This window comes from Streptomyces sp. NPDC041814, from assembly GCF_055590565.1.
The window spans coordinates 376,201-393,685 of sequence record NZ_JBVJAM010000002.1; the positions used below are offsets into that span (position 1 = coordinate 376,201).

Consider the following 17,485-nt stretch of genomic DNA (forward strand, 5'->3'; position numbering starts at 1 on the left):
CAGGGCGAAAGGGACCAAGGCCGTCGAAACGGCCCTGACCACGACGAGAAGCGAAAGGAAACCGGACCATGAAGGACTTCGCCGTCGGGGACCACGTGCGATGGAACTCCGAAGCCGGTCACGTCGAAGGCGTCATCACCGGGAAACACACCAGCGACGTCGAATTCAAGGGCCGCACCCGGCATTGCAGCAAGGAGGAACCGCAGTACGAGATCAAGAGCGACAGGACCGGCCACCTGGCCATGCACAAGGGCAGCGCGCTGAAGAAGGCCTGAGGGCCGGCGCCGTGCACCGGATCTGCACGATCGGCCACTCGACCAGGGAGTTCGGTGAGCTGGTGGAGCTGTTGCGCCGCAACGACGTCACCCTGCTGGCCGACGTGCGCTCGTACCCGTCGTCCCGGAAGCTTCCGCAGTGGAACCAGCGGAACATCGTCGATGCGCTGCCGCCCGGTATCGGATACCGGTGGCTCCCGAAGCTGGGAGGCCGTCGGCACACTCCCAAGGGCGTTCCGACCGAGAACGGCGCCTGGCGGGTGAAGGCATTCCGCGACTACGCCGACTACATGGCGACGGACGCGTTCCGGGAAGGGCTGGACGAACTCCTGGAACTCGCCGAGGACTCCCGGCCGGCGATCATGTGCAGCGAGGCCGTGCCGTGGCGCTGCCACCGCAGACTGATCACCGACGCGCTGATCGTCGCGGGCGCCGAGGTCGTGGACATCCTGTCACCCACCTCGACGCGGCCCGCGGTCCTGAACAAGGACGCGCGGGTCCGCGACGGCCGGCTGACCTACCCGCCCCACGACTGAGACGGCGCGCCCGATCCGCCGTGCCCGGGCCACGGCCGCAGCTTCTCCGGGTTGCGCACCGCCCAGACGCGGTGAACGCGGCCCCCTGCGATGCCGAACGCGGCCACGGTGACGGTGACCCCGGCGTGCTGGGCGACCAGGCCGGGCCGCCCGTTCACCGTGCGTTCCAGCAGCAGGAGTTCGGGCACCTTGTCCGCGAAGTGGACCAGGTACTGGGCGACGCGCTCGGCGCCCTCGACCGGGCGCAGGGCGGCCCCGGCCAGTCCGCCGCCGTCGGTGACCATCGCCGCCTCCGGGCCGAGGAGTCCGATCAGCGCCCCGATGTCCTTGGCCTCCCAGGCGTCCTTGAACGCCCGCACCAGGACCGCCTGCCCGGCCGCCGGGACCGCCTCGGCGCGGGCGTCCCGGAGGCGCCTGCGGGCCGATGCGGCGAGCTGCCGACAGGCCGGGGCGCTCCGGCCGACGATGTCCGCCACCTCGGCGAAGGGGTACCGGAAGACGTCGTGCAGGACGAACGTCACCCGCTCGGCCGGAGTCATGGACTCCAGCACCACCAGGAACGCCATGTTCACGGACTCGTCCAGGGTGACCCGGTCCGCGGGGTCCGCCCGGTCGGCGCGGCCGCCGTCGGCGCGCCCGCCGACCCACTCGGAACGGTCCGGCAGCGGCTCCGGTATCCACTCGCCGACGTAACGCTCCCGCCTGACCCGCGCCGACCCCAGTACGTCGAGGCAGACCCGGCTGGCCACTGTGGTCAGCCACGCCCCGGGCGACGCGATGGCGTCCCGCTGCGCCGGTGGCATCGCGTACCACCGGGCGTACGTCTCCTGTACGGCGTCCTCCGCCTCGGCGACCGAACCGAGCATCCGGTAGGCGAGGTTCATCAGCTGCCGCCGCTCGCCCATGACGGCGCTGAGGTCCGGCTCGGAAGGTGTGCTCATGTACGCGACCGCCCCTGATCGTCGTGGTCCGATTCCGCTGCTGACGGTTCGACGGAACAGCCCGCCGGAATGTGAGGCGGCCGGGGGCCTCACCTTGGGTGGATCCATGTCGTCGGATCGTTGAGACAGTACCGAGCCGCCGTACGAAGAAGTGAGGGCCGGCCGGGAATTCCCGGCCGGCCCTCACTTCATGCGCCGCTGCGACGTGTCGCCCGGCCGGATCTACCAGCGGTACCAGCGGCCTCGCTTTCCACCGCCGCCCGCCGGGCGGACGACGAACCCGAGCAGCCACACCACGAGTACGGCGACGGCTATCCACCACAGGGCCTTCAGGGCGAAACCCGCCCCGAAGAGAATGAGCGCGAGCAGAAGAACCAGAATCACGGGAACCATGGGTATCAACCTCCGAAACAACGGATGCCCCGGCCCTTCTCCTGTATTCCTGCCGAACGCCGGCATCTCCGAAACCGACGACGAGGGGCAGCAGTTCCCTCCGGCAAAGGGGGGCATGGCGGCCGTCCTCGGCAACGAGGACGGTGCCCACGAGGTGAGCGCCGACGTCTTCCGGGTCGCCCCCCGCGCTGAGCCTCCCTCCGCTCCGGGCGGCGGATCCGTCACGGTCTTTGTCGCACAGGTGTGTGTGGAACGCATGGCTCCGGGTAGTCGCAGCTTCGCGCATGCGTAAGCAGTCGCTGTCCGACGGAAGGGAATGATCGCCATGCCGACATCCGTATCTGCGCAGGTGCCGGGAACCACGACTGGTGCTCCGGCCGAACTCCCGCAGATCGCCGATCCGTTGAAGGTGGCGCCCAAGGACGCCCGGGCACTCAGCAAGCTGTTCTTCGACCGGTTGCAGACCCTCGAAGAGGGCACTGCGGAGTATCAGTACGCCCGCAATACGCTCATCGAGATGAACCTCACCCTGGTGCACTTCGCCGCGGCCCGGTACCGAAACCGCGGCAACGGCCAGATGGAAGACATCATCCAGGTGGGAACCATCGGCCTGATCAAGGCCATCGACCGCTTCGAACTCAGCAGGGAAGTCGAATTCACCTCGTTCGCCATTCCCTATATCGTCGGTGAGATCAAGCGCTTCTTCCGGGACACCACCTGGTCCGTCCATGTGCCCCGGCGGCTCCAGGAACTCCGGGTCACCCTCGCCAAGGCCAAGGAGGAGCTGGCCACCTCGTTCGGCCGGGAGGCCACCGTCGCCGAGCTGGCGGAACGGCTCGGCATCAGCGAGGAGGAGGTCATCGAGGGCCTGGTCGCCTCCAACGGCTACACCGCGCACTCGCTGGACGTACCCCTCGACGGGGCGGAGTCCGACAGTCCCAGCGGGGTGAGCCGCACCCACGCGGACATCACCGGCGAGTGCGACCCGGGAATCGAACTGGTCGAGAACCTGCACGCCCTCGCGCCCCTGCTGGAGACGCTGGACGAACGGGAGCGCGCCATCGTCCAGATGCGCTTCGGGCAGGAGATGACGCAGTCCCAGATAGGTGAACGGCTCGGTCTCTCCCAGATGCACGTCTCACGGCTCATCGCCCGCATACTGGGCAGGCTCCGCGAAGGCATCCTCACCGAGGACTAGGGACGGTCACCGGACGCGCGAACCGCGCGAGGACGATTCGTCCTCGTCCTCGTCGTCGTCCGAACCCGGAACATGGACGTCGGTGACGTTGATGTTGATCTCGACCACTTCGAGACCGGTCATCGTCTCGACCGCGTCCGTGACGTTCGTACGGAGGCTGCGCGCGGTGTCCAGGATGGGGGCGCCGTACTCCACGACGATGTCGACGTCGATGGCGGTCTGCTTCTCGCCGACCTCCACCTTGACGCCCCGCCCCGGGTCGTTGGAGCGGGAGACCTTGTCCTTGACGGCTCCGAGCGCTCGCGACGGGCCCTTGCCGACGGAATTGACCCCGTCGGTCTCCCGTACCGCGATACCGGCGATGGTCGACACCACGTTGTCCGCGATGGTCGTCGTGCCTCGCGTGCCGCCTGCCGCGCCGCCGTCCAGAGTGGTGCCGCCGCTTTCGTTGGTCGCCATGAGTTCCTCACACGGGAAGAGCTGGGGTGGGAGAGGGGCTGCCCGGCGGAAGCCGTTCCGCCCCTCATCCCACTCTCCTCCGCATCCCGCGGCCCCGCCATTCGGGTGATCGCCGCACCCGGGGGAGACCTCCGGCTCAGTCGCGGGGCAGCAGCGTCCCCAGCGGCCCGAGGTCCAGATTCAGGTCCTCGGGCCGCACCCCGTGCTGCTCGCACAGCTCCGTCATCCGCTGCTCCAGGAGCATCAGCGTCGTGCCGATCTCCTCGGTCTGCTCCTCGGTGAGGTCGCCCTCGTCGATCCGGCGGATCGCCTGGCGCTCCATCAGCTGGCGCAGCAGCTCGACCACAGTGAGCACCAGCGTGACGAGGTCCTGGCCCACCTTGCCGGAGTCCAGATCCACCCGCGCGTCCGTCACAGCGGCCCCCCGTCGGCCCAGGGCGCCGGCACCCGCTCGCTGACCGACGACAGCAGCGCGTGCAGCGACAGGCGTACGAGAGGCACATCGGCGATCGCGATGACCAGGTCCCCGCTGATGACCACCCCGGTCGCCAGCACCCGGTCCAGCAGATCGACCAGAGGCACCCCGATCGGCCCGCTCAGCGGTTCGGGCTCGTCCCACGGCACGACGGAGCGCTCCACCTCTACACCTCGCCGACGAAGGAGTACGGGACCCAGGGCCCCGACAGCTCGACCTGTGCCCCGGTCCGCTCGCGGAGGCTCTCCGCCAGCCGCGCCAGCTCCGCCGCCCGGTCCTCGGCCACCAGATACGTGGCGTTGAGCACCTGGGTGCGCCGCTCGTCCGGCACCCGGGGGCCGTGCGGGGGCAGCCTGCGCGAGGCGGTGGCCAGGCCGCTGACGTCCGTGTCGACCACGTCGGCGATCCGCAGCGCATCCATCCGGTTCCGTTCCCGTCGGTCCCGCAGGTTCCGCTTCCGGTCGAGATAGGCGCGCCCGGCGCCGGGAGCGGGGCGCTGCGAGCCGGTCTCCGCCGCCTCGCGGGCCGGTGCGTCGGCCACGTACACCTTGACGCCCCACTCGGCGTGGCGCGCCGTACGGTCCAGCGCGGCGTGGAAGCGCCCCGTCTCCTTGGCCAGTGCCGCCCGGGCCCGATCCTCGTCGTGGTAGAGCGTCGCCAGCGGGAGGGGCACCGTCGGGTGCCGGGCGGCCGTCGCGCACACGACCTCGTGATGGGCTCGTGCGTACCGTTCGAGTTCGCGCTCGTCGGTGAGCCGGGCCTGCCACGCCTCGTCGGTGAAGTCGGCCGCCCGTACGGTCTGGACGACGGCGGCGAGCGCGGGCCCGAGGGCCAGGGCCCGCAGCGGACTCTCGCGCGTGACGCCCGTCGGGCCGCTGGGGACCGGGTGCTCATCGGTGCGGCAGACGGCGTAGACGTAAACGGCACGGGCATCCGCGGACGAGCGGGTGTCCTCGGTCATGTGCGGGGGTCTCCTCGGCTCAGTTCCGTGACTTCGACGACTGACTCGGGTCGGACGCCTGTGACTCCAGGGCGTCGAGGCGGGCCCGCAGTTCCCGGTTCTCGTCCTGCAGCGCGTTGCGCGCCGCGTGCGAACTGAGCGCCGGGTCGGTCTCCCACCAGTCGATCCCAGCCTTCTTCGCCGTGTCGACGGAGGCGACGAACAGGCGCAGCCGGATGGTGAGCAGTTCGATGTCCAGCAGATCGATCTTGATGTCACCGGCGATGACGATGCCTTTGTCCAGGACGCGTTCGAGGATGTCGGCGAGGTTGGTCGTGTGCGGGCCGGCGGGCGCGTAGGCGGCGTCCTGCCGGAAGTCGAGATCAGTCACGACGGGACCTCCGGGTGCGCCGCCTGCTCGGGGCGGGCTCCTCCTCGTCGTCCTCGTCTTCCTCTTCCTCTTCTTCCTCCGGTTCCTCTTCCGGTTCCTCCTCGTCCTCCCACTCGTCCTCGTAGTCCTCCCCGTCCTCTTCGCCTTCCTCGCCCTCGTCTTCGTCCTCGTCCTCGTCCTCTTCGCCCTCGTACTCCTCGTCCTCCGGCTGCTCCTCGTCGCCCTCGGACTCCTCCTCCTCGGCCACGGCGTCCTCGTGGGAGACGACGACCTCGCCGTCGCGGATCTCGCCGCGCCAGGGGTCGGGCTCCTCGTCGGTGAGGGTGACGTACCGCTGGAAGTGCTTGAAGTCCAGGCGGATGCGGCGCCCCTGGGCCCGCCAGAGGTTGCCCGTCTTCTCGAAGAAGCCGGACGGGTAGTACTCGACCACCAGCACGATGCGAGTCAGGTTCGGCGTCAGCTCATGGAAGCTGACGGCACCGCGCGTCGTGCCCTTGGAGCCCTCCGAGGTCCAGACGATGCGTTCATCGGGGATCTGTTCCTGGACGGTCGCCTTGAAGCTGCGCGAGGACGGGCCGATCTTGACCTTCCAGTCGCTCTTGGCCTCGTTCTCCGCCGAGACGTTCTCGACGCCCTTCGCGAAGCTGCTGAAGCGGTCGTACTGGGTCCAGTAGTCGTACGCCGTACGCAGGGGCACGCCGACGTCGAGGACTTCCACGATGTTCATCGACTTGCCGCCCCCGCCCGACTTGCTCTTGCCCTTGCCGCCGCCGAACGCCTCCTTGGCCTTCTCCGTGACGTTGTCCTTCACGCCTTTGGCCTTCTCCGAGACGAACGACTTCAGGGGCGATTCGCCCTGGAGGACCCGCGAGGCGACAGCGGGAAGTGAGCCGCCGTCCTCCGCGGAGTCGGTGAGCTGCTGGGCGACATCCGTCAGCTTGCCGCTCGCCTTGCCCGCGAGGTCCTCCACCTTCGCGCTGAGGAAGCCCGACAGCTCCTCGCGGAGCCGGTCGAGACCCGACCCCTGCGCCTCGGACCCTTCCTGATCTGTCCTGGCCATGGTTCGCTACCTCCGACGGGCGGTGCGCTTGGAAGCGGCCCGCTTGGACGACGAGGACGTCTTCTTCTTCGCTGCGGACTTCTTCGCGGGTGCGGTCTTCTTGGCCGCGGACTTCTTCGCCGGAGCGGATTTCTTCGGCTCCGCCTTCTTGGCCCGGGCCGCCTTCTTCGCGGGTGCGGTCTTCTTCGCCGCGGGCTTCTCGCCCGCGCTCTTCTTCGCTCCGGCCTTCTTGGCGGGGCCGGCCTTCTTCGCCGGGGCGGACTTCTTGGCGGCCTGCTTCTTCGCGGGTGCCTTCTTCGGGGGGGCCTTCTTGGCCGCGGCCTTCTTGGCGGGTGCCTTCCTGGCCGGCGGCTCGGGCTCCTCGCGATCTTCGTCGTCCCCCTCGTCGTCCTCTTCCTCTTCCTCGTACGGTTCCTCGTCCTCGTTCTCGTCCTCGTTCTCGTCCCAGGGCTCTTCCTCGTACGGTTCCTCCTCGTCCTCGTCCTCGTAATCGCCCTCGTCCTCGTCCTCGTACGGTTCTTCGTCGTACTCGTCCCGGTCCTCGTCCTCCTCGCTCCGGCCCTCGGAGAGCCGGGCGGTGCGGTCGCCGATCGCGTCCGCCAGGGAGGACATGCCGCGGTTCGCCGCCGCCGTCACGGCCTTGCGGCCCGCGTCCATGACCTCGCCCCGGAGCTGTTCCTGGAGCTCGGCGACCTGGGGGACACCGCCGAGGCGGCGCATGCCCTCGGCGGCCAGCTGGCGGGGTTCGAGCCCGAATCTCCGGCCCGCCAGGTACGTCGCGACGGTCAGGGCCATCCGGCCCTTCTTGGTCCGCCCCAGCACGTAGCCGCCGACCACCGCGGCTGCGAGCGCTACCTTGGCCTCGTCATCCATGAGCACGTCACCTTCGATCGCTTGGCACTCGGCTCGCCCGAACGGCGTGCAGCCGGTCGAGCAGCCGCTCCTCTTCCCGTTCGAATTCCTCGATCGTGATGTCCCCGGCCTCCAATTCCTGGTTGAGTACGGCCAGTTGAGCGCACAGTACGCCGGGGTCGCGCAACTCCCGCTCAGCGGCGTCGTTCAGCCGCTCCGCCACCCACACCACCCCCCGCACGGGGGCGACGGGCAGCGTCAGCAGACCGGTGATGAGGCCCATCTCAGCCCCCGCCCACGGGGACCGGCCGGGCCTCGGCGGAAACGAAGCTGTAGCACGGCAGCGGCCCGGCGAGGCGGAGCTCCACGTGGCCCCGGTTCTCGTCCGCGAACCGGCGAGCCTCGGTCAGGAACGCGGCACCGGACCCGCGCTCCACCAGGAACGACACATTGAGCGCGCACCCCTGGACCTCCGGGCCCGCAGACACCGCCCGGGCCCTCGGCGTCAGCTCCCGCAGCACCCGCCGCCCGGCATCGGCGGCCCGGCGCGCGAGGGAGGCGGCCACCGCCTCGCCCAGCCGCAGACTGGCCTCGTAGCCCGGACGCCGGCGCGCGGCCTCACGCAGCTTGCGTACGGTGCCGTCCTCGGCGACCACATCGGCGAGCGCGTCCTGGGCCGCCAGCGCCTTCACGTTGATCTCGTGGCAGCCGGAGATCCGCTTCAGAGCCGCCAGATGGCTGTCCTCATCAGCGGCCAGCTGCCGCTCCACGGTCTCCTGGCCGGGGGCCACCATGCCGAACCGCATGGGCAGCACGGGCCCCTCGTCCATCAGGCGCAGCAGCAGATCCTGGTGGGCGAGCAGATCGCGGCGGCGCGCCCGGAGGTCCGGGGGAGCGTCGCTGACGACCGCGGCGAGCCGCCCCCGCCGGACGGTCCGCAGCTGTGCGGGCGGGCTGCCCACACCGCCCTGGCCGTCCGGGAGGGCGGTGCCCGCCCGGGTGATCGCGTACACGTACACATCGTTGGCCGTCATGGCTCACGCCTCCGCACGGCGGCGACGGTTCTCGCTGTCGCGCGCCGGGGCACGCCGCTTCCTCGGCCGCTTCTCCGGCTCCTCCTCGTCGTCGCCGCCGACCGCCTTGCGTACGGTGTCGCCCACCGACTCGGCGGCCCTGCGCACCTTCCGCTTGCCGATGGACTTGACGGCGCCGCCCCCGATCAGCTCCGGCACCGTGGTGCTGCCGGAGTCCCGTTCGAGGTCCAGCCGGTTGCACGCCTCGGCGAACCGCAGATAGGTGTCCACGCTCGCGACGACGATGCGCGCGTCTATCTTCAGGATCTCGATGCCGACCAGGGAGACCCTGATGAAGACGTCGATCACCATGCCCCGGTCGAGGATCAGCTCCAGGACGTCGTACAGGGTGCCGGCGCGCGGCGGGCAGGCGACGACTTCGTCGGAGTAGGTGGTCGCGGTCATGGAATGTCCTTCCGGCAGGGGAGTGGACGCCGCTCACTCGTCGGCGGCGCCCCGGCGGTACCGGCGGACCCTGCGGTACTCCAGGAGCTCACCGGACCGGTCGAGCTGCACCTCGTAAGAGGCGAGGAGGCTCGTCGTGTCCGGAATCCGGGGCACTTCGAGCACGTCCACGACCACGCACCAGCCGTCGTCGGTGCGACGGACGGCGGACACGCCCTCCGCGTGGTGGTCGATGAGGCCCTCCAGGCTCTGGACGGCGGCGCGGGCCGCGTGCTCGGGGCCCCGTGCGGCCGGGGCGCGCCGCGTGGTCGCCGTTTTCGTGGTTCCGGCCGGGGAGCGCCGCTGATCTGCCATGGCACCCAGTCTGCTCACTCCTGCCACGCCCGCATCTTGGGCGGCGGCATCGGGGTGTGTGCCTCGCGGTGACCCGGAGCGCAGGTGTGTAGACAGTGTCTACGTCGCCCTGGTAGACACTGTCCATGGACCAAGCGAACCAAGCAGACCGAGCGAACTCCTTGCGGGAACGCCTGATCGACGCGGGTGTCGATCTCGTCATGACCGAGGGCTCCGCGGCGCTCGGACTCCGCGAGATCGCCCGCCGCGCCGGGGTCTCCCACGGCGCCCCGCGCCGCTACTTCCCGACCCACCAGGCACTCCTCTCCGCCATCGCCCGGCGCGGTTTCACCGAGCTCGCCGCCCGGTTCGAGGCGGCGACCGAAGCGGGCAAGGCGCCGCGCGACCAACTGCGGGGCCTCGCCGACGCCTTCCTGGACTACGCGGGTGAGCACGGTGGAATGTTCGAGCTGATGTTCCGCCACGACCTGCTCGACAGCGAGGCCCATGCGAGTGACGCGGACGCGCCCGGGCCGCGCCTGCGCGACTCGACCCTCCCGCTGTTCGCGCGGCTCGTCGAGCTCGTCACCCAGGACCGCGCCCACCGCGCGGAACACGGCACCGGACCCTCGTACGAACCCGCCCCGCCCCCGGCCCTGACCGCGGCAGCCCTGTGGACCAACCTCCACGGCATCGCCGTGCTCCGGGCGAACGGCAGCCTGCGCCTGGCCCTGCCCGGCGCGAGCGAGGGACCGGCCCCGCTCGTCGCCGCCGTGCTCGACGCCCACCTCGGCCGGGCGGACGCGTGACCCTCACCGCCGCACGGCCCCGCGCCGCGCTCCTCGCCTCGGTGGCGGGCGCCATGATCGTCGCCCTGGACGGCACCGTGCTGCTCGTCGCCCAGCCGGACCTGCGCGGCGACCTCGGAGCGACCGTCACCGAGGTCCAGTGGACCAGCACCGCCTATCTCCTCGCGGTCGCCGCCCTCCTCGTGATCGCCGGCCGGCTCGGCGACCGGTACGGGCACCGGCGGCTGCTGTGCGTCGGCGTGCTCGGCTTCGGCGCCGCGTCGGCCGGCATCGCCCTCGCCCAGGGCATCGGCCTCGTGATCGCCCTGCGCGCCGCCCAAGGCGTCTTCGGGGCGCTCCTGCAACCGGCGACGCTCGCCCTGCTCCGACTGGCCTACCCTGCCGAGCGCATCGGCCGGGCCGTCGCCCTCCGGACCAGTGCCATCGGGGTGGCCGCCGCTGCCGGCCCGGTGCTCGGCGGAGCCCTCGTCACGCACTGGGGCTGGCGCGCCGTCTTCCTGATCAACATCCCGGCCGCCCTGGCCATCGCCGCGCTCACCCTCGCCGTGCGGACCCCGGACGTGCCGCCCGCCGCGCACCGGCGGTTCGACCTCACCGCCGGCGTCCTCCTCGCCGCAGCACTCGCCGCCCTCGTCCACACCCTGACCGGCATCCCCGACGAGGGATGGACCGGCACCCGGACGGGGTTCGGGCTGCTGCTGAGCGTGCTCCTCGGGGCGGCGCTCGTCGCGTACGAACGCCGCAGCGCCCAGCCGGTCGTGCCACCGGCGGTCACGCGCTCGGTGCCCGTGACGGCCTCGATGGCGCTGCTCCTCACCACCTCCGGCGCCCTCTTCGGCGCGCTGTTCGTCGTCACGTTCTTCCTCCAGCAGGGGCTCGGTCTCGATCCGCTCACCACCGGGCTGCGCTGCCTGCCGCTGACCCTGCTCATGATCGCCGGAGCGCCCGTGGCCTCGGCCGCGCTCGGCCGGTTCGGGCCGCGCCGCACCGCGATCACCGGCCAGCTGTGCGTCGTACTCGCCGTCCTCGGTCTCTCCCGGCTGACCCCGGAGACCTCCTGGCAGGTGACGGGCCTCGTCCTCGCGGTGCTGGGCGCGGGCTTCACCGCCGTCATGGTCACCGCCACCGGGACCGTCGTCGGGGATGCGCCGCCCGGGTACGCCGGCGTGGTCGGCGGCCTCAAACAGACCGCCATGAACGTGGGCCCCGTCCTCGGGATCGCCGTGGCCGCCGGACTGATGCCGCTCACCCCGTCGGCCGTGACCGACCCGGGGCACCGGCTCATCCCCGCAACGGATCTCGCGATGGGCCAGGCGCTGCCCGCGGTGGCGGTGCTTGCCGCGCTCGGGCTGCTCCCTGCGTCCCTGCTGCCCCGGCAGCGAGGTCTCCCTCCAACGCCCGCTCGCGTCGTGGGGTACGACCACCGCCAGTAGGCTGCCGGAGGATCACGACCCGTGGACGAGGAGCAGACCGATGGACCTCCGCCTGAGGACGATCACCCGGGACGAGCACCTGGCCCACGTCGGCAGTCTGCCGTCCGCGAGCCACATGCAGGTCCCCTCATGGGGGGACGTGAAGCCCGACTGGCGGGCGCAGAGCCTGGGCTGGTTCGACGGCACCGGCCGGATCACCGGGACCGCCCTGGTCCTGTACCGGCCGCTGCCGAAGACCAAGCGCCACCTCGCCTACCTCCCCGAGGGCCCCGTCATCGACTGGTACGACGACGACCTCGGCCGGTGGCTGGACCCGCTCCTGGACCACCTCAAGAGGCAGGGCGCGTTCACCGTGAAGATGGGCCCGCCCGTCGTCGCCCGCCGCTGGGACGCGGCCACCGTGAAGGAGGCCATCGCCGACCCGGCGGCCCACCGCCTCGGCGAGGTCGCACCGACCGAACAGGACCCCCGCGCCTTCGCCCTGACGGACCGTCTGCGGGCCATGGGCTGGCAGCGGTCCGGGGGCGACAGCGAGGACGGGTTCGCCGCCGGCCAGCCGCGTTACGTCTTCCAGCTCCCCCTCGCCGGCCGCTCGCCCGACGACCTCCTGGCCGGGTTCAACCAGCTGTGGCGGCGCAACGTCAAGAAGGCCGAGAAGGCCGGCGTGAAGGTCGTCCAGGGCGACTACGCCGACCTGGACACCTTCTACGCGCTCTACACCGAGACCGCCGAGCGGGACCGGTTCATCCCCCGCCCCCTGGCGTACTTCCAGCGCATGTGGAAGGCGCTCACCGCCGAACACCCCGACCGGATGCGGCTCTACCTCGCCGCGCACGACGGCGAGGTGCTGGCCGCCGCCACCATGCTCACCGTCGGCGGGCACGTCTGGTACTCGTACGGTGCCTCCACCAGCCGCAGGCGCGAGGTCCAGCCCAACAACGCCATCCAGTGGCAGATGATCCGCGACGCCCACGCGATGGGCGCGCACGTCTACGACTTCCGCGGCACCACCGACACCCTGGACGAGAGCAACCACCTGCTGGGGCTGCTCCGCTTCAAGGTGGGCACCGGCGGACAGGCCGCCGAGTACGTCGGAGAGTGGGACTACCCGCTCAACAAGGTCCTGCACAAGGCGTTCAGCCTCTACATGGCGCGGCGGTAGCTCACCCCTCGTCGCCGGGGTCCAGCGCCTCCAGCGGCCGCACCGCCGGGCCCTGGAGCACCGAGCCGTCGACCCCGAAGCGCGAACCGTGGCACGGGCACTCCCACGCCGTTTCCGCCTCGTTGAACGCCACCAGGCACCCCAGATGAGTGCACCGCGCGGACACCGCCCGCACCGTGCCGTCCGGCTCCCGGTACACGGCGCAGCGGCGGCCCTTCACCCGGACCACCGCCCCCGTGCCCGGCACCACCTGGCTCACCGAGTCCAGGTGGCTGACGCGCAGCCGGTCGCCGACGAAGTGCTTCGCCACCTCCGCCTGCGCGCCCAGCAGCGACCCCGCCTCCCGCACCGCGCTCCCCAGCCTCCGGGGGTCGTACAGCTCCGCCCACGGCAGCGGCGGGACACCGTCCGCGATGAGCGAGGTCAGCAGCCGGCCGGCGAGCACCCCGCCGGTCATCCCCCAGCCGCCGAATCCGGTCGCCACATACGTGTGCCGGGCCCCGATGTGGAACGGCCCGATGAGCGGGACCGTATCGCTGGGATCGTTGTCCTGCGCCGCCCAGCGGTACGCGGTCGGGCCCGCCGCCGGGAACCGCTCGTGCAGCCACGCGTCCAGCCGCCGGAAACGCTCGCCGGGGTCGCCGGTGCCCGGAGTGAAGCTCTCCCCGGTCACGATCAGCAGACGCCGCCCGTCGTCGAGCGGGGTGGAGCGCATCGAGCGCTTCCCCTCGTCCTCGGTGATGTACATGCCCTTCGGCGCCTGCTCCGCGGGGACGGGCGCGGCGACCACCAGCTCCCGCCGGGGCGAGAGCCGGGCGAACAGCATCGCGCGGTCGAAGACCGGGTAGTGCGTCGCGACGACCACGTCCCGTGCCGTCACACTCCGCCCCGACTCGGTGGTCACCCGGCACGGCGTCCCCTCGGACAGCCCGGTCACCCGGCTGCGCTCGAAGACGCGGCCGCCCCGCGCGACCAGGTCCCGGGCCAGCGCCAGCAGGTACTTGCGCGGGTGGAACTGGGCCTGGCCGTCCGCCCGGACCGCCCCGCCGATCGCGAACGGCAGTTCCGTCCCGGAGACGTACGCGACATCGAGACCCGCGTCGGCGGCGGCGCGCGCCTCCGCCTCGACCAGATGCCGGGACTCCTCGCCCGCCGCGTAGCTGTACGCGCTCACCCGCTCCAGGTCGCATGCGATCCCCAGCTCCTCCACGATGCCGGCCACCCGGTCCACCGCGTCCAGCTGCGAGGCCGCGAACAGGCGGGTGGCGTCCACGCCCCGGGTCCGCCGCAGCCGGTCGTACACCAGTGACTGGAGGGCGGACACCTTGGCCGTCGTGTAGCCGGTCACCCCGGAGGCGATGCGGTCCGCTTCCAGGACCACGACGTTCCGGCCCGCGCGGCTGAGCTCCCACGCCGTGCTCAGGCCCGCGATGCCACCGCCGATCACGACGACGTCCGCGTCGGTGTCCGACGCCAGCCGCGGGTGTTCGGGCGCGTCGGTGCTGTCCATCCAGAAGGACTCGTCCAGCCCGGGAAGAGGGCGGGGGTGGTTCATCGTGTGCTCTCCCAATCGTTCGGGGCCCGGGATGGCCGGCCGGTCATGACCATCACCACGGCCGGAAGGTGCTCTGCGTCATACGGGGGACGGGACGGGGCGCAGTACGCTGCACGGCGATCCAGTACCCGAGGGGACGCCCCGATGCCCGCAGACCTTGCCCCGCTCATCGCCGCCACCACCCAGTGGCTGACGCGCGCGTTCCCGGCCGGCGGGGGCCCGCTCACCGCCGCCCTGGCCGAGGCACAGGCCCGGCAGGCCGTCACGGTCGCCACCTGGCTCCGCTACCCGACCGACCTGGACGCCGCCCTCGTGGTGCTGACCGGCCCCGGCGGATCCGCCCGCCTGGACGAGGTCACCGGCGGCCACGGCCGGATACCGGCCGGCCCGGCCGACGTGGCCTGGCGCAGCTGGGTGGACGAGGTCGTGGCCAGCTGGGCCGCCCATCTGCTCACCGCGCCCGACGCGGCGCGGGAGGCGGTGAAGGCGCTCGAAGAGACCGAGCACCGGCTGACCGGACCCGCCGAATTCCGCCGCCTGACCGAGCCCAGCGCGCACGATCTGGCCGCCACCGCACTGCTGCGCCACCCCGACCTGCTGGAGCCGATAGCCCGCCTCCACCACGCGGACCTGCTCGACCGACTGCGCCTCGGCCCGGCCCGCGCCTGCTGAGACCCCGGGGGCGCCGGCTCGCTTCCCGGGAACGCCGGGACGCCGGGGTGGTTCAGCCCTTGCCGCGACCGCTCAGCAGGTCGCGGGCCCGGTCGACCAGCCCGGCGCCGGGGCCGAGGACCTTGTTGCCGGGCGGGGTGTCGGGGGCGGAGGGGTGCGGACGCGTCGGGGCCGTCTTCTTCGCCGCGCGCACCTTCTCGCCCAGCTGGTCCAGGGCCTCGGGGGAGACGGCCGCCGCCAGGAGCGGGAAGAGACGGTCCTCCTCGTCGCGCACGTGCTCGCTCACCTCAAGCTTGAGCTTCGCCACCAGATGGTCGAATTGCGGGTCGTCCGCCGGCAGCCCCTCCAGCTCCTTGAGGTGCTGCTCCACCTTCGCGTGGTCCTCAAGCTCCTTGTCGGCCATGTCGTCGCCGTCGTCCACGAACCGCCGGACCGCCGGGTAGAGGTGCATCTCCTCCGCCACGGAGTGCCGGACCAGCTCGATCGTCAGCTCGTCGGCGAGCTTCCTGCGCTGCTCGTCACCGACCGGCTGGGCCTCGATCTTCGCGAACAGTTCATCGACCTCGCGGTGGTCCGTGGTGAGCTCCGCGATCACGTTTCCGCCGTGTCCCATCAGTGCAACCCTCTCCGCTGTGTGTGGTGCGAGCCGAAGTCAGCTCACCGTTCCACAGGGGTACCCCCGAACCTCACCAACACACGGAGCCGCGCCCCACTCCGGTCAGGCTGGCGTAACCCCGGCGGGCCCGTGCTCAGGGACGCGCGGGCGGCACCGCGGCGGCGGAAGCCGTGCCGAGCGGCCACGCCTCGATGTCGCGGTAGTGGAGCTGTCCCGGGCGGCTCCCGGCGTTGCTGCCCACCAGATGCAGGCGCTCGGCGGGCCAGGTGCGGCCCCGGAACTCCGTGAGCAGCGCGGCGATCTCCCCGGCCGACGTGTGGTCGCCCCGGCGCACCCGGGCGAGGGTCAGATGGGGGCGCAGCGGCCGGTCCTCCAGGGCGATCCCGCGGTCCCGGACCACGGCGCGTACGCCATTGGCGAGCCGGTGCAGTTCGTCGAGGTCGCCGGCGACCCCGCTCCACGCAACCCGCCCGTCGAACGTGCCGCTGCCGTGCAGTGCCAGGCGCGGAGCGGGCTGGGACGCGGCGAGGGCGGCGAGCGGCGGACACAGCAGCGGAACGGTGTCCACACGGAGGGCGCCCAGGAACGCCAGGGTGATGTGCCAGTCCTCCACCCGGTTCCACCGCACCCGCGGGTGCGTCGCGTAGGCGGGCCGCAGCTCCTGGGCCAGCTCGTCCTTCGCCGGGTCGGGCGGAGCGAGTGCGATGAACACGCGCACGGTCGCGGGCGGGGTCTCTTCGGTCACCCGGCATTCGTATCGCATGCGGGCCCGGCCGCCCCCGGCGGGTGGCCGGGGGCGCCGAAGCCCGGAGAATTACACGGAGTGAGGGGAATGGCCATTGATTCCGAATGGGGCGCGCACCCGGCGCACGGGAGCGTGATGTGTTCGGCGCGTGCCCGTGCAGTACGGGGTGTACGCCGGCGGTTATCCGAATGTGCGCGGGTCGTATTTAGTGAAATGCGCACAATCGGGACATCGGGTGGCTGGAAATTTCCGGAGGAGTGGGCTTGGCATATGTCTCCGGCCGGCCTTCCCGCACGTCACCGTCGTGCGGGCTGATAAGTAATGGGCCGAATTCGTCTCTGGGGCTGTCGGTGGTCCTCTATGGTGATTGGCGTGAACGGGCGAAGCCGGACGACCGGCCGGCCATCGGCGTCACGCCGGTATCCCGAGGCGTAACGTATCTCCGGCCGTGCGGCCGTACTTGCGCGACAGGGGGCGGGCGGTCCGGTGGCGGGGGAGCGGTGAATCCGCGCGGCAGGCCCGGGTATATCTGAAGAACATGCGGTGGCATGTGGGAAAACAAGTGGGGGGACGGTCGTGACCAATCCTTTCGATGACGAGTCGGGTCGGTTCGTGACGCTGGTGAACGGCGAGGGCCAGTATTCGCTGTGGCCGGCGCACATCGAGGTTCCGGGGGGCTGGAGCGTCGGAGGTCCCGAGGGTTCGCGACAGGAGTGTCTCGACGCCATCGAGGCCGCGTGGACGGACATGCGGCCCGCCGGCCTGGTGCGGGCGATGGAGGCCGACGCCGGGTAGGGCGGTGCGCGGGCCTGTGGGCCGGCTCGGTCCGCGGGCCCGCGCGACTCATTCGATCGGCGTCGCTCTCGTACGGGCATATTCGATCAGCCCGTGATGGCGATCGATCACGCTTCGGCGAGAAATGTTCATTCCGTTGTCACGCGGCCTTATTTCCTCATCGATGGACTGCACTGATGGGCTGCGCGCGGAATTGAAGGTCCGCGCGTCGGCCTGTCCTCGATAAGGGAGTTCGCGCCCGTTCTCCGGAACGGGACGCCGGTCCCGTGGTGCCCGACGCCGGGCGCCGGTGACGTTCTCCTCGTTTTTACCCGCCCGTTGTCGGTCACGGATGCCGCACCGGCACGGCCGGCTTCGTCCTGCCCTC

Annotated in this window: 24 protein-coding genes; 8 read left to right on the forward strand and 16 right to left on the reverse strand. The window is 71.5% G+C overall.

Annotated features, from left to right (window positions below; translation table 11 throughout):
- Nucleotides 1-68 precede the first annotated feature (68 nt).
- Together ACZ6C6_RS07090 and ACZ6C6_RS07095 are read left to right on the forward strand one after the other, a co-directional pair.
- Nucleotides 69-275, forward strand: coding sequence for a hypervirulence associated TUDOR domain-containing protein (locus tag ACZ6C6_RS07090; protein ID WP_469199932.1), 207 nt, complete (start codon nt 69-71; stop codon nt 273-275).
- Nucleotides 276-286: 11 nt separating this feature from the next.
- Entirely contained in the window at nt 287-811 is a 525-nt protein-coding gene (locus tag ACZ6C6_RS07095; protein WP_469199934.1) for a DUF488 domain-containing protein, read from the forward strand.
- On the opposite strand, the gene sigJ is transcribed toward ACZ6C6_RS07095, so the two are convergent.
- Nucleotides 793-1,752, reverse strand: a complete 960-nt coding sequence (gene sigJ / locus ACZ6C6_RS07100) for an RNA polymerase sigma factor SigJ (protein WP_469199935.1) — start codon at nt 1,750-1,752, stop codon at nt 793-795. The genes ACZ6C6_RS07095 and sigJ overlap by 19 nt on opposite strands.
- A gap of 222 nt (nt 1,753-1,974) precedes the next feature.
- Nucleotides 1,975-2,145 carry a hydrophobic protein gene (locus ACZ6C6_RS07105; protein WP_365677459.1) on the reverse strand — a complete coding sequence of 57 codons (171 nt, stop codon included), beginning with the start codon at nt 2,143-2,145 and terminating at the stop codon, nt 1,975-1,977.
- Nucleotides 2,146-2,461: 316 nt separating this feature from the next.
- Here ACZ6C6_RS07105 and ACZ6C6_RS07110 point away from each other — a divergent pair, with 316 nt between their 5' ends.
- Nucleotides 2,462-3,343 (forward strand): RNA polymerase sigma factor SigF, encoded by an 882-nt coding sequence (locus ACZ6C6_RS07110; RefSeq protein ID WP_469199936.1) that lies wholly within the window; start codon nt 2,462-2,464, stop codon nt 3,341-3,343.
- A gap of 6 nt (nt 3,344-3,349) precedes the next feature.
- Here the strand turns inward: ACZ6C6_RS07110 and ACZ6C6_RS07115 are convergent, their stop codons facing one another.
- The 11 genes from ACZ6C6_RS07115 to ACZ6C6_RS07165 form a co-directional block, all read right to left on the reverse strand.
- A complete protein-coding gene (locus tag ACZ6C6_RS07115) occupies nt 3,350-3,802 on the reverse strand; it encodes an Asp23/Gls24 family envelope stress response protein (protein ID WP_469199937.1) in 453 nt (150 codons plus the stop codon).
- A gap of 136 nt (nt 3,803-3,938) precedes the next feature.
- Nucleotides 3,939-4,217, reverse strand: coding sequence for a gas vesicle protein K (locus ACZ6C6_RS07120; protein ID WP_073865454.1), 279 nt, complete (start codon nt 4,215-4,217; stop codon nt 3,939-3,941).
- A complete protein-coding gene (locus ACZ6C6_RS07125) occupies nt 4,214-4,441 on the reverse strand; it encodes a gas vesicle protein (protein WP_073865453.1) in 228 nt (75 codons plus the stop codon). The genes ACZ6C6_RS07120 and ACZ6C6_RS07125 overlap by 4 nt, the downstream gene beginning before the upstream one ends.
- A 2-nt stretch (nt 4,442-4,443) precedes the next feature.
- Nucleotides 4,444-5,238, reverse strand: a complete 795-nt coding sequence (locus tag ACZ6C6_RS07130; protein WP_469199939.1) for a GvpL/GvpF family gas vesicle protein — start codon at nt 5,236-5,238, stop codon at nt 4,444-4,446.
- 19 nt (nt 5,239-5,257) lie between these two features.
- Entirely contained in the window at nt 5,258-5,608 is a 351-nt protein-coding gene (locus tag ACZ6C6_RS07135; RefSeq protein WP_469199940.1) for a gas vesicle protein, read from the reverse strand.
- Nucleotides 5,601-6,668 (reverse strand): SRPBCC family protein, encoded by a 1,068-nt coding sequence (locus ACZ6C6_RS07140; protein WP_469199943.1) that lies wholly within the window; start codon nt 6,666-6,668, stop codon nt 5,601-5,603. The genes ACZ6C6_RS07135 and ACZ6C6_RS07140 overlap by 8 nt, the downstream gene beginning before the upstream one ends.
- A gap of 6 nt (nt 6,669-6,674) precedes the next feature.
- Nucleotides 6,675-7,541, reverse strand: a complete 867-nt coding sequence (locus tag ACZ6C6_RS07145) for a histone protein (protein WP_469199945.1) — start codon at nt 7,539-7,541, stop codon at nt 6,675-6,677.
- 7 nt (nt 7,542-7,548) lie between these two features.
- A complete protein-coding gene (locus ACZ6C6_RS07150; RefSeq protein ID WP_469199947.1) occupies nt 7,549-7,803 on the reverse strand; it encodes a gas vesicle protein GvpG in 255 nt (84 codons plus the stop codon).
- A 1-nt stretch (nt 7,804) separates the two neighbouring features.
- A complete protein-coding gene (locus ACZ6C6_RS07155) occupies nt 7,805-8,554 on the reverse strand; it encodes a GvpL/GvpF family gas vesicle protein (RefSeq protein ID WP_469199949.1) in 750 nt (249 codons plus the stop codon).
- 3 nt (nt 8,555-8,557) lie between these two features.
- On the reverse strand, nt 8,558-8,998 hold the full coding sequence (gene gvpJ, locus ACZ6C6_RS07160) for a gas vesicle protein GvpJ (RefSeq protein ID WP_469199951.1): 441 nt from the start codon (nt 8,996-8,998) through the stop codon (nt 8,558-8,560).
- Between the two features lie 33 nt (nt 8,999-9,031).
- The gene (locus tag ACZ6C6_RS07165) at nt 9,032-9,352 is read right to left on the reverse strand and encodes a gas vesicle protein GvpO (RefSeq protein ID WP_469199953.1); all 321 of its coding nucleotides are present in this window, start codon (nt 9,350-9,352) and stop codon (nt 9,032-9,034) included.
- A 125-nt stretch (nt 9,353-9,477) separates the two neighbouring features.
- Between ACZ6C6_RS07165 and ACZ6C6_RS07170 the strand changes: the two genes are divergently transcribed.
- The 3 genes from ACZ6C6_RS07170 to ACZ6C6_RS07180 are packed head-to-tail and all read left to right on the forward strand — an operon-like array spanning nt 9,478 to nt 12,735.
- On the forward strand, nt 9,478-10,140 hold the full coding sequence (locus tag ACZ6C6_RS07170; protein ID WP_469199955.1) for a TetR/AcrR family transcriptional regulator: 663 nt from the start codon (nt 9,478-9,480) through the stop codon (nt 10,138-10,140).
- Nucleotides 10,137-11,573 (forward strand): MFS transporter, encoded by a 1,437-nt coding sequence (locus ACZ6C6_RS07175; protein ID WP_469199957.1) that lies wholly within the window; start codon nt 10,137-10,139, stop codon nt 11,571-11,573. The genes ACZ6C6_RS07170 and ACZ6C6_RS07175 overlap by 4 nt, the downstream gene beginning before the upstream one ends.
- Before the next feature lie 40 nt (nt 11,574-11,613).
- Complete coding sequence (locus ACZ6C6_RS07180; protein WP_469199959.1) at nt 11,614-12,735, forward strand: lipid II:glycine glycyltransferase FemX; 1,122 nt, start codon at nt 11,614-11,616, stop codon at nt 12,733-12,735.
- 1 nt (nt 12,736) lies between these two features.
- Here the strand turns inward: ACZ6C6_RS07180 and ACZ6C6_RS07185 are convergent, their stop codons facing one another.
- Nucleotides 12,737-14,290, reverse strand: coding sequence for an FAD-dependent oxidoreductase (locus tag ACZ6C6_RS07185; protein ID WP_469199961.1), 1,554 nt, complete (start codon nt 14,288-14,290; stop codon nt 12,737-12,739).
- Nucleotides 14,291-14,434: 144 nt separating this feature from the next.
- Here ACZ6C6_RS07185 and ACZ6C6_RS07190 point away from each other — a divergent pair, with 144 nt between their 5' ends.
- Nucleotides 14,435-14,962, forward strand: a complete 528-nt coding sequence (locus ACZ6C6_RS07190; protein ID WP_469199963.1) for a hypothetical protein — start codon at nt 14,435-14,437, stop codon at nt 14,960-14,962.
- Nucleotides 14,963-15,014: 52 nt separating this feature from the next.
- On the opposite strand, the gene ACZ6C6_RS07195 is transcribed toward ACZ6C6_RS07190, so the two are convergent.
- Together ACZ6C6_RS07195 and thpR are read right to left on the reverse strand one after the other, a co-directional pair.
- Nucleotides 15,015-15,575, reverse strand: a complete 561-nt coding sequence (locus tag ACZ6C6_RS07195; RefSeq protein ID WP_469199965.1) for a hemerythrin domain-containing protein — start codon at nt 15,573-15,575, stop codon at nt 15,015-15,017.
- Nucleotides 15,576-15,711: 136 nt separating this feature from the next.
- The gene (gene thpR, locus ACZ6C6_RS07200; RefSeq protein WP_469199967.1) at nt 15,712-16,341 is read right to left on the reverse strand and encodes an RNA 2',3'-cyclic phosphodiesterase; all 630 of its coding nucleotides are present in this window, start codon (nt 16,339-16,341) and stop codon (nt 15,712-15,714) included.
- 558 nt (nt 16,342-16,899) lie between these two features.
- Between thpR and ACZ6C6_RS07205 the strand changes: the two genes are divergently transcribed.
- The gene (locus ACZ6C6_RS07205) at nt 16,900-17,118 is read left to right on the forward strand and encodes an MbtH family protein (RefSeq protein ID WP_073969135.1); all 219 of its coding nucleotides are present in this window, start codon (nt 16,900-16,902) and stop codon (nt 17,116-17,118) included.
- Nucleotides 17,119-17,485 lie beyond the last annotated feature (367 nt).